Source organism: Tumebacillus flagellatus (genome assembly GCF_000714935.1).
Classification (GTDB): domain Bacteria; phylum Bacillota; class Bacilli; order Tumebacillales; family Tumebacillaceae; genus Tumebacillus; species Tumebacillus flagellatus.
This window is the reverse complement of record NZ_JMIR01000051.1, coordinates 26802-38027: the sequence shown is the minus strand read 5'-3', so window position 1 is coordinate 38027 and position 11226 is coordinate 26802. Positions and strand designations below refer to the sequence as shown.

Genomic DNA, 11226 nt, shown 5'->3' with positions numbered 1-11226 from the left:
ATCGTCCGCGAAGGACTTCCGACCGGTAACAGTGTCCAAACCGCGTACATCGTCCGCGAAGGACGGCCGGGCCACGACAATCTCGTCGGCTAAGCGGAGTGTCCAAGCTTCATGCAATGCATAAAACCACCTGAAGAGATTCAGGTGGTTTTATTTTCTGCGATTTGGTTTTAGGACTCTTCCGGATAGCAGTCTCCAAACCGGTCCTTGATCGCCGGCAGCCGTTCGCGCAAGCTGTCGATGATGTAGGTGACCTGTTCTTTTTGATCCGTTTGCTCCACCTCAACCACCGTGTCTACGTCCAGTTCCACGGCGAACCGGTACTGGTTGCCGTCGCGCAGGACGAGGATGCCGGCATCGTTGTGCTCGGCGACGGGGTTGTTGCCGATGAAGTCGGAACGGCGTTGCAAATGCGGTTTGATCTCCATATTTGAAACTCCCCCTTCCGAGGGGTAGTGTGCCCAATGAAAAAAGAGCTGAATCCACTTCAGCTCTTTTCTCTAAAAATCGATCAATCCCAACGAAATCGAAAGGGATTCATTGACTCTGGACATCAATTCGTCGTCCAGATGGGTGATTTTATCGGTCAACCGCTGTTTATCAATCGTGCGGATCTGTTCCAGTAGAATCACGGAGTCGCGGTCCAGACCGTAAGTCTTAGCGTCGATCTCCACGTGGGTGGGTAATTTCGCCTTCTGAATCTGTGCTGTAATCGCCGCGACGATCACGGTAGGGCTGAATCGATTGCCAATGTCGTTCTGAATGATCAACACAGGCCGAAAACCGCCCTGTTCAGAGCCAACAACGGGCGATAAATCAGCAAAATAGATGTCGCCGCGCTTCACATTCACCGACTCACACCCCGCTTACTAAACGGTCTAGAGTTGTCTCCGCCTCTTCCTCCGCCAAAAACGCTTCTGATGCGATGTTAAGGTTGATCTTCGCCATCTCGAGGTAGCCTTTTTGCATCGATTCCCGGATGTAGCGTTTCTTTCTCTCCAGCAGGTACAAGTTCATGGCCTCACGGATAAACTCGCTGCGATTGAGATTCTCTGCCTCAACAATGCCATCAACTTCCTGCAACAGATGATTCGGAACACTGACCATAATGCGTTTGGTTTTGGACAACACGCGGCACCTCCAAGCAACAATACTACCTAATCTCCACAGACATCCACACGTATTATACCCATCATAGCCTAAGTATGTCAAAGCATGCGGGCACGTATACCGGATCTATCCATCTCTGTGGGGAATCAGGTCCCTCCTTCAACGTTCCCAACCTGATTTGATTTCATGTCTGCGTTCGTTACAAGGTTGTATTCATGGAACGTACTTCGACAATTTCCCCGCCTTCCATGTACAAGCGGGGAACGCGCCTCCCGACGGCGCAACACACTTCATACGAGATGGTTCCCATTGCGCTTGCCACTTCATCGATCGAGATTTCGTTCTCGCTCTGCCTTCCATAAAGCACCACTTCGTCGCCGACTTCCACGTCCGGAATGTCGGTCACATCGATCATCAATTGATCCATGCAGACGCGTCCGGCGATGCGGGCGCGCTGCCCGCGCACGAGCATCTCGCCGCGGTTCGAGAGCGAGCGGGAATATCCGTCGGCATAGCCGATCGGAACGGTCGCAATCTTGCTGGGGCGCTTGGCTTCAAACGTCGCGCCGTAGGAAATTTTCGTGCCGGATTCGACGTCCTTCAGATGGACGATCTGCGACACCAACCGCATCACGGGGCGCAGTTCCACGTCGCGCGGCACTTCTTGCGACGGATAATACCCGTACATCGCGATGCCCAGGCGCACCATATTGCCGGTGATGTGCGGGAAGTTCAAAATGCCCGCACTATTGGATATATGCTGAAGCGGAATTTGTAGACCAACGTCACTGAGCGCGCGCAAGATGTCGTTCCAGCGCGACACTTGTTCCTGTGCATACGACAAATCGGCCTCGTCTGCCGTCGCGAAGTGCGTGAACAACCCTTCGACGACAACGCCGGCTGTGCTTTGCGCCAACCGAACGAACGCGACCGTCTCTTCCACCGAAGTGAATCCGATGCGGCCCATACCGGTGTCCGCTTTGACGTGGACTCTGGCCAACTTGCCCGCTTCCAACGCTTCCTTGCTCAACGCGTGCAACATTTCCTCTTGGTAGAGAGTTTGCGTCAAGTCGTGTTCGACCACCAGCGCTGCTTGTCCCGGCGGCGTGTACCCGAGCACCAAAATCGGCGCATGGATGCCTGCTTTGCGCAGTTCGATCCCTTCGTCCACCGAGGAGACGGCCAGATAAGTAGCTCCGTTTTGCAACGCTTTTCGCGCGACGGGTATGGCCCCGTGTCCATATCCGTTGGCTTTGACGACGGCCATCAGCCGCGTGCCCGCCGGAAGTTGTGCGTGAATGGCTTGGATGTTGTGCGCGAGGTTGTCCAAGTGGATTTCAGCCCACGTCGGTCGTACAAACATCTGATTCCCTTCTTTCCTTCTGTATAACCTAACCTGTTCGACATGGCAAGCAAGTGTCCTGCAAAGAAAGGGTGTCTGTAACCAGACACCCTTTTCCATCAAGTTACTTGCCGTCCGCTTTCAGCATCGATTGCGCGACGCGCACCATGTCGTCGGTCGCCATCTTGCCGGTCAGCGAAAACTCCACGCCGTCCTGGAACCACTGCATCGTGCGGGTCTCGCCCTCTGCGCCGGTCATGACAGCCGCCGTGCCCCAGAGGTCGACGATTTCGCCGGTATGCAAGTTGGAATCCTTGGCAGCCGGACGCGATTCGATGATCGTGAACGGGTCGTTTCCGGAATAGCGCAGCATGACGCTGGATTGTGTCTCTTGCGGTTCGAGCAGTTTGGCCCCTTCCGGCACGTAGCGCGGTTCGATCACGCCGAAGTCTTTCGCACCCGCCATGACCGGTTGGGTGCCGCTTTGTGCCATCGCCATCGCGGATTCCGGGGTGAATGCGTCTTTTTTGAATTCGACGCCGGTTTTGAAGGAAGTGAAGTCGACCGACACGATCGACTTGTCGTCTTTGTCCAAGAGCGCGATCTGTTTCGGCTCGTAGCCGTTGTCTTTCAGGGTGACGCGCTGGGTGCTGACCAGCGGATTCTCCGGTTCCATCTTCATCGAGAACGACACGTTGCCGTCGCCGGTCGCGAATTTTTTATCCTGCGCCGTCAAGATGCGGTCGAGCGCGGCGTGGTAGAGATAGACATGGCCTTGGTTCTCCGCCCAGTCTCCCTTGAACCGGAAGCTCTTTTTGAGTTGCGGCGATACGACGAAAATTCCGTCATCGTTGCGCACGATCACCTGCGTGATCTGACTCGGATCGTTGCCCAGCGCAATGCGGTAATAATGCGGGGCTTGGTACCAAGTCTCGATATAGTATTTCTGTTGCGAGTTGTTCGCTGTGACCGTCATGGTCGCTTTGGATTCGTACGATTGCAGGTTTTGCTTAACGTTGGTCAGGTCCTTCAGCACCGTTTCTTGATTCTGCTTGCCGCAGCCGACTAGGGTGAGCGACAGAATCAAGAGGCTGAGAAAGACGAGGTACCAGGGCTTTCTCATCTGCTCAACTCCTCCCATTTTTTCGACAGTCCTGTGTGAGACTTGTCGGAATTACCCGGGAAATATATCGAGTGTTGTGCATCTGCACTCTGGTACATGTCTATTCCTGTCCAACCGTCATTATGTACAAGTTATTTTTCGAGGATGACTTGCGCGACGGCGTACTTGTCGCTGTGCGAGATCGACACGTGCGTGGAGGTGACGCCCAGTTCGAGGGCGCGTTCGGCTGCGTAGCCGCGCAGCGTGAGCGACGGTGCGCCGAGGTCGTTTTTGGTGATGACGAGGTCTTGGAGCGAGACTTTGCCGATCCCGGTGCCGAGCGCTTTGGACGCGGCTTCCTTGGCGGCCCAGCGTCCGGCGAGATATTCGGCGCGGCGGCGCGGGCTGTCGTACATTTCGCGCTCTTCGGGTGCCAAGATGCGCTTCCATATCGTCGCGCCGTGGCGTTCGAGAAGGCCGGCGATGCGCTCGATTTCCGTGATGTCGATTCCGGTTCCGATGATCATGAAAAAACCTCCTTGGAAAGTGCTGGTCTCTTTATTGTACCTGATCCACTGGTTCCTTGTCCGTGACGGATGGCGGGGTTCTCCCGTATACTGGAGGAGAGTGACAAATTTCAAACCCAAGGAGGGCTGTGGATGGGCTTCCTGATTTTAGTGATGGTTGTCGGGCTTTTCGTGCTGGTTTGTGTCTCCGTCGCCAACTCGGCCAACGGGCCGCGCCCGCGTCCGTTGCAACCTCGCCGGACGAAGCATGATTCGTTTATTGTGGACAACAACTTTGTGGACAACAGCGTCAACCCGGGCGTCGACGACGACCACGTTCGCCACGGCGGACATCATCGCCATCACGACGGTCATCACCATCACCACAGCTGGGATTTCGGAGGCGGGCATCATCACTCCGGCGGCTTTGACGGCGGCGGCGGCGATAGCGGCGGTGGCGATAGCGGCGGCGGGAGCAGCGATTAACTTCAGAAAAAACCCCTGTCCTCGCGCGTTGGACAGGGGTTTTGCTTTTCTCGTGCGAATTACGAAAGCAAAGGCGTCAACATCATCGTGAAGTCTTGGACGGGCACTGGCTTGCTGAAGTAGAAACCTTGGAACTCGTCACATTGCAGTTCCCGCAGTTTCTCAATCTGCTCTTCGGTCTCGACGCCCTCCGCCACCACTTTCAAGTGCAGACTCTTGGCGAGGGTGATGATCGTCTTGGTGATCGCCGCGTCTTCGGCGCGGGTGGTGATGTCGCGAACGAACGTGCGGTCGACCTTGAGCTTGTCGATGGGGAATTTCTTGAGGTAGGCCAACGAGGAGTAGCCGGTGCCGAAGTCGTCGATCGAGATGATGCTGCCCATGCTGCGCAGTTCATTCAGCATCTTGATCGCGTAATCGACGTCCTGCATGATCAAACTTTCCGTGATCTCAAATCCGATTCCGTTCAGATCCACGCCCGTCTCCTCCACCACGCGGCGCACCCGATCCAAGAAATTCGGCTCTTGGAACTGCCGGGTCGAGAGGTTGACAGACAGATGAATCGGGGCAAATCCGTTGTTGCGCCACGCCTGTTGGTGCTGGCAGGCGGTGCGGATGACCCAGTCGCCGATGTCCACGATCAAGCCGGTCTCTTCCGCGATCGGAATGAATTCCGCCGGCGAGACCATGCCGTGGCCCGGTCGGAACCACCGAATCAGCGCCTCGGCCCCGACGACGCGTCCGCTTTGCGCATCGACGAGCGGTTGGTAGTACAGAGCGAATTCGTCGTTCTCCAACGCCGTGCGCATCGACCGCTCCAACTCGACCCGCTTCGCCATCCGCTCGGTCAAAATGTAGTCGAAGAAGCGATAATTGTTCTTGCCCTTGTCCTTGGCGTCGTACATCGCGATGTCGGCGTGCTGCAACATCGTCTCCGGGTCTTCGCCGTGTTCCGGCGCGAGCACGATCCCGATCGAGCCCGTCAAGTAGAGCAGTTGGCCGCCCAGCGCAAACGGCGCGTGGATGGCGTCCACGACTTTGCGCGCCGCTTCCTCCACCTGTTCGCGGTCCTTCACGCCGGTCAACAGCACCACGAACTCGTCGCCGCTGTTGCGGCTGTAAGACATCGCGTCCGGCAAGCTGTCTTGCAGGCGGCCCGCCATCATCTTCAGCAACATGTCGCCGACGGAGTGACCCATCGTGTCGTTGACATGCTTGAAATGGTCGAGGTCCAAAAACAAAATGGCGACGATCTCGTCTTCCGCCCGCTGCTTGAGCGCGGTGCGGAGGTGATCGCGAAACAGCGTGCGGTTCGGCAGCTCCGTCAGCGCATCATAGTACGCCATGTGCGAGATGAGCGCCTCGGCTCTTTTTTGCTCCGTGACGTTCTTGAGCGTGCAGTAAACACCGGTCATTTCGCCGTTGACGTGAATCGGCATCAGCGCCACTTCCACCGTCAACTCTTCGCCGCGTTTGTTCAGCCACTTGAATTCGCCGTAATGAGGGGTGTCGCCGCCCTTGACTTTCTCAATCGAAAGCCAAGATCTGTGGACGGTGCGCTTGGGCACGAAACGCAGCAGGGGTTTGCCGATGACTTCCTCCATCGTAAACCCGCTGAGCTCTTCGGCCGCCCGGTTGATCGAGATGATCTTCCCTTGCAGATCCAGCGAGATTACAGCGTTCAAGTTGTACTCGAACAAGGATTTGTAACGTTGTTCGTTCTCTTCCAGTTCCCGCTCCTGACGTTTGCGCTCGGTGATGTCGCGGGAGACGACCATGATCCGCGAGATGTTGCCCTCGTCGTCGTAGATCGGCGAGCATTTCCCTTCGAAGATTGCAAGGTCGCCGTTTTTCGTGACACAGCGAAACTCCATCACCACCGGACGGCGCTCCTGCACGCAGCGGTGGAAACTCTCGATGGAGGTGCGGACGTCCTCCGGCGCGATGATCGACGCGCCTTTTTGCCCGATCAGTTGGTCGACCGGGTACCCGAGCAGCGCTTCGTGAGACGGCGACGCATAGTGCACGATGCCGCCCGTGTCGATCAGCGAGATCAAGTCGGACGTGTTCTCGGCGATCATCTGGTACTTCGCTTCGCTGCGGGAAAGCTCTTCCTCCACCTGCTTGATCTCCGTGCGGCTTTTGATAAAAATGTGCATGGCCGGCTTGCCCTTGTACGTGACAGGGGAGACGACGGCATGCACCGGCATCAAACGCCCGTCCATGCGATAGATCCATTCCTCCGCATACTCCCGGCGGCCCTTCACGTGGGCGTTGGCCTGCATCTTGGCGATGAAGTCCGGGTGCATGAACTCGACGATCGAGCGTCCCAGCAAGTTCTCGCCCGGCTTGACGCCGAGCATCTCCAACGTGGCGTCGTTGAGCACGACCACGTTGCCCGCCTGGTTGAGCGAGATGGCGATCGGCGAGCCCTCCATGATCGACGAGTAGAGCGCTTCTTTCTCCAGCAGGTCTTGGATCATCGCGTGCCGCTCCGTGGTGTCGCGCCCGACGACCAACAGCCCTTCGACCGTGCCGTCGTCTTGGAACACCGGCACGCGCAACACGTCAAAAACCGCTTCCGTCCCGTCGAGGCGGGGAATGCGCTTCTCGACGGGCAAGAGCTGTTCGTCCGAAGCTTCATCCGCTTGGATCAACACCGCCAAAAGCGGGTACTCTGCTTCGACTTGCGCTTGTGACTTCCCTCGAATGTCGTGTTCCTGAAGGTTCAGCAATTCACGTCCGTACCGGTTGATTTCCAGCCATCGTCCGTCTATGTCGAGAAAGCATACGAAGTCCGGCATGGCATCGATCAGCGTGCGCAACCGCCGTTCGTTCTCCAGCAACGCTTCCTCCTCCTCCGTTCGGTACTCCCGACAGTGTCGTCGTGGTGTCTGGACATCCCTTCCCGTGTTGGTCACCCCAAATCCCATTGCTGCGCCACCTCATGCTGTATGTCTAAAGGTCAGGTTCAGTTGTTCACATCGGTATCCGTTCAATTCGACAGGTTGTGACACATCTCCTACCCGATTCCAAAAAATTACCCCCGCTAATTTAACAGCGAGGGATAATCACTTAAGCGGAAACATCGTTTTTCGTGAAAAAAAGCCAACCGACCGCGTGGCACACCAGCACATACGCGGCGATGACCGCGAGCGAGAACCCGAGCGTCATGCCGGGGATCGGCGGGACCCCTTCAAAATACTGCAAGAGACCGGTGTTCGTGAACAGCCAAAACTTCATGCCGGAGAAGTTCGGCATCGATTTGGCGAGCACTTCCCCCGCCGCCGTCACCACCATCGTCAGCGTGATGCCGAGCACGGAACTGCGGGAGGCGGCGGAGAACATGAACGCGATCGTCGACACCACCCAGAGATAGAGCAGCGCCGTCAGATAGGTGAGCACGAGGTCCTGCCCGACCGAAAGCGAGCCCGGCACCATGTCTTCGAGCGGAAGATTCGGCAGATAGGGCTCCGACAGTCCGGCAAACCCGAACAGAGCACCGCCGACGAGGAGGCTCAACACCAGCATGATCACGGTGACGAAGAGGCCGAACAGCAAAACCGCCGCGTACTTGGCGAGGTAGATTTTGGTGCGGGTGACAGGGCGAATCAGCAGCAGTTTAATCGTGCCCCACTGGTATTCACTGGAGACGATATCCCCCGCGATGACGATGGCGATGATCGTCGCCAATCCCAGTTGGCCCGTGAAATCCTTGGCAAACAGCCACGATGTCGTGTGCGACGGCGGGATGTCGTGGTCGAGGCGGTATTGGTTCAATTTGATCTGTTGCTGAAGCAGTTGCTGCTTTTGAGGAAACGCGCCGCGGGCTTGATCATCTTGCAATTGTTGGGTTTCCTGCTGAATCTCGTTCGAGAGTTTCGCTTTCCAATCCGGAGAGACTTCCGGTTGCTTGGCGGCGAACATCGCGTTGAAGATCAGTGAGACCACCACGAGTCCGATCAGCACCCATGTGCGCGGACGTATGTAGAGTTTCATGTTTTCATTGCGAATCAAGTTACCCAATGCCCCCGCCTCCCGTCAGCTCCAAGAATTTATCTTCCAGCGTCTTCGCGGAGGTGCGGATGCCGTAGACGCCGATGCCCGCGCCCACGAGTTTGGCGTTCAAGTGCGGAATCTGCTCACGGGGAATCTGCAGGGTAAGCGTAGAAGATTCCAGCACGGCGAGCGCCGCCGCTTCATCGTCCACTTCAAACGTCACTTGAAGCGCGCGGCCCGACTCTGCGGCGTTCTCGCCGACCATCTCGCGCAGCGTTTGCACGCGGACGAGTTGTCCGTTTTGCATGACGGCGACGCGGTCGCACATCAACTCCATCTCGGCGAGCAAGTGCGACGAGACGAGCACGGCGATGCCCTCTTGCTCCGCCAAGCGGCGCAGGTGATCGCGCAGTTCGCGGATGCCCGCCGGATCGAGACCGTTCGTCGGCTCGTCCAAAATCAACACGCGCGGACGGTGCAGGAGCGCCTGTGCCAACCCGAGCCGCTGACGCATGCCGAGCGAGTACGTTTTGACCCGGTCGTGAATGCGCGGTGCGAGGCCGACGAGTCGGCTTACTTCCTCGATCCGCTGTTCGGTGACGCCCTTGGACATGCGGGCAAAGTGCAGGAGGTTTTGCCAGCCGGTCATGAATTTGTACATCTCCGGATTCTCCACAATCGCGCCGACTTGCGCCAACGCGCCTTCAAAGTCCCGGTCGAGGTCGATCCCGCCGATGGTGACGGTGCCCTCCGTGCGGGAGATCAGACCGACGATCATGCGGATCGTCGTCGTTTTTCCCGCGCCGTTGGGGCCGAGCAAGCCGAGCACTTCGCCCGGCAGCACGTCCAGCGACAGGTCGTCGACGAGCACCTTGCCGCCGATCTCCTTGGTCAGTCCGCGAATTTCAACTACGGGTTGGATCATGATGGGAGTGTCCTCCTCCTTTTTTGCCATAAATGCCTCACCAAAATAGACGAGCGGAACTCCGTAGAAGTTCCGCCGTTTCGCCATCTGTCAGTTTTTCATGAGGTTTCTGTGAGTTTCCTACATCCGCATCGTCATCATATTCCCCGAACCGTAGCGTTTCAGCCCGATCCGAAACACCCGGAACGCCAACAGCGCGAGCCCGAGCGCCACGCCGACGGCGCCCCAGACGAACGAGTTCGACCAGTCCCGGAGCAGTCCGATCGGCAGAAACGAGATGTAGCCGGCGGGCAGCGCCGTGAAGAGAATCAGTTTGCCCAGCCCGTGGAAGATGTTCGTCGGGTACAGCGACACCGTCAGAAACGCGTTGAACACCTGAAACCCCAAGCCCTCCGCGTTCCCGATAAAGAAAGCCAACGACTGCGCCAACACGTTAAAAAACACCATGATCGCCGCGCCGATCAGCAACGCCAACAAAAACTTCGCCAGCCCCAGCCCCGTGTGCACGCCGTACAGCCCGTAGAGGATGAGGCAGAACAGCAAGTCGCCGATCGCGGAAACGGTCATCTTGGAGACCAAGACGTTCAAGAGCACCGGCTTCGGCTGCGCGAGATACGTATCCAACTGCCCCGTGGACACGATGTTGGCAATCCCGATAAAGTTCCCGAAGAAAACCGCCGCGACGCCGAACGCCCCGTTGCCGATCGCCTGCACCATCATCACGTCCTGCAACGTCCACCCGTTGACCAGCGGAAACTTCGTGAAATAAATCCCCCAGAAAAACACCCACACAAAGTTGTTTAAAATCATCGTCCCCACCGAGATCGAAAAGGACATCCGAAACTCCATCGCGCCGGCGAGGTTGAGCTTCCACGTCGTGAGCAGAAACTGCAAGAGGGAGAGAGACTTCTTAGCCGCCGTTGACATTGAGTTTTTTCACTCCTTTCCGGTAGATCAGCGTCAGGCAGACTGTCAACACCGCCGCCCAGACCGCTTGCACGCCGAGCATGTGCCCGATCTCCCCCGCGTCAAACTGAACCGCCGTCTTGGACGGGAAGTAGACGACGCACTGAAACGGCAACCAATCGGCGATCTGCCGCACCGTCCCGCCGAACATCTCCAAGGGCAACAGCATCCCGCCGAGCGTAAACACGATCTTATAGTAGACAAATTCCAATCCCCGCGTCTCTTCAATCCAAAACGACGTGAGGGCCAAAATCATGTTCAACAGGAAATTCACCGTAAACGCCCCGACCGATATCAGCAAAAAACCGATCCATCCCCACCCGAAGTGCGGCACGCCGAACATCATTGTGCCGAGCGCCCCGCCGACGAGCAAATGCACGGGCACCAGCACGTACGCTTCGCCCATGTACTGCGCGTATTGAAAGAGCAGGTACGAGACGGGGCGCGTGAGTTGGTAGGCGACATCGCCTTTTTTGACTTCGTCTTCGATGCGGCGGGCGAGACGGGGGGAGGAGAGCACCATCGCTTCGGCAAACACCAAATACCAGAGCAGTTGTTCAAATGTATAGCCCGAGATCGTCGCGGTGCCGATACCGTCATACGTCACCCGCCACAATTGCGCAAAGATATAGAGAATGACCAGCAGAAACAGAGAGCGAATCAGATAGTCGTACAGGTACGCCAAATTGTTGCGGACGGTGATCTTGCCAACCGCCGTGTACTTCGCCACTTGCAAAGCCAAGGAGGAAACGCGCGGCTCGCGCAAAGTTTTTTCCCTTGAAACGTCCAC

The 11226-nt window shown here is 57.2% G+C and carries 12 protein-coding genes; 1 reads left to right on the top strand and 11 read right to left on the bottom strand.

Going from position 1 to position 11226, the window contains the following annotated elements:
- Nucleotides 1-170 precede the first annotated feature (170 nt).
- From EL26_RS22150 to acpS, 6 genes are all read right to left on the bottom strand, one after another.
- Nucleotides 171-428, bottom strand: a complete 258-nt coding sequence (locus EL26_RS22150) for a hypothetical protein (protein WP_038094451.1) — start codon at nt 426-428, stop codon at nt 171-173.
- 72 nt (nt 429-500) lie between these two features.
- Nucleotides 501-851 carry a type II toxin-antitoxin system PemK/MazF family toxin gene (locus tag EL26_RS22145; RefSeq protein ID WP_038094449.1) on the bottom strand — a complete coding sequence of 117 codons (351 nt, stop codon included), beginning with the start codon at nt 849-851 and terminating at the stop codon, nt 501-503.
- A gap of 4 nt (nt 852-855) precedes the next feature.
- Nucleotides 856-1107: a CopG family ribbon-helix-helix protein gene (locus EL26_RS22140; protein WP_038094469.1), complete on the bottom strand. Its 252-nt coding sequence runs from the start codon at nt 1105-1107 to the stop codon at nt 856-858.
- 202 nt (nt 1108-1309) lie between these two features.
- Entirely contained in the window at nt 1310-2473 is a 1164-nt protein-coding gene (alr, locus tag EL26_RS22135; protein WP_038094447.1) for an alanine racemase, read from the bottom strand.
- 103 nt (nt 2474-2576) lie between these two features.
- On the bottom strand, nt 2577-3575 hold the full coding sequence (locus EL26_RS22130) for an outer membrane lipoprotein-sorting protein (RefSeq protein WP_038094445.1): 999 nt from the start codon (nt 3573-3575) through the stop codon (nt 2577-2579).
- A 131-nt stretch (nt 3576-3706) separates the two neighbouring features.
- The gene (gene acpS / locus EL26_RS22125; RefSeq protein ID WP_038094443.1) at nt 3707-4081 is read right to left on the bottom strand and encodes a holo-ACP synthase; all 375 of its coding nucleotides are present in this window, start codon (nt 4079-4081) and stop codon (nt 3707-3709) included.
- Nucleotides 4082-4234: 153 nt separating this feature from the next.
- Here acpS and EL26_RS25965 point away from each other — a divergent pair, with 153 nt between their 5' ends.
- A complete protein-coding gene (locus EL26_RS25965; RefSeq protein ID WP_193789843.1) occupies nt 4235-4546 on the top strand; it encodes a hypothetical protein in 312 nt (103 codons plus the stop codon).
- Nucleotides 4547-4605: 59 nt separating this feature from the next.
- Here EL26_RS25965 and EL26_RS22115 read toward each other — a convergent pair whose 3' ends face one another.
- From EL26_RS22115 to EL26_RS22095, 5 genes are all read right to left on the bottom strand, one after another.
- Entirely contained in the window at nt 4606-7392 is a 2787-nt protein-coding gene (locus EL26_RS22115; protein WP_052036701.1) for a PAS domain S-box protein, read from the bottom strand.
- Between the two features lie 229 nt (nt 7393-7621).
- Nucleotides 7622-8572, bottom strand: coding sequence for an ABC transporter permease (locus EL26_RS22110; RefSeq protein WP_038094439.1), 951 nt, complete (start codon nt 8570-8572; stop codon nt 7622-7624).
- The gene (locus EL26_RS22105; RefSeq protein WP_038094437.1) at nt 8565-9470 is read right to left on the bottom strand and encodes an ABC transporter ATP-binding protein; all 906 of its coding nucleotides are present in this window, start codon (nt 9468-9470) and stop codon (nt 8565-8567) included. The genes EL26_RS22110 and EL26_RS22105 overlap by 8 nt, the downstream gene beginning before the upstream one ends.
- 120 nt (nt 9471-9590) lie before the next feature.
- A complete protein-coding gene (locus EL26_RS22100) occupies nt 9591-10397 on the bottom strand; it encodes an ABC-2 family transporter protein (RefSeq protein WP_038094435.1) in 807 nt (268 codons plus the stop codon).
- Entirely contained in the window at nt 10381-11226 is an 846-nt protein-coding gene (locus EL26_RS22095) for an ABC transporter permease (protein WP_238546171.1), read from the bottom strand. The genes EL26_RS22100 and EL26_RS22095 overlap by 17 nt, the downstream gene beginning before the upstream one ends.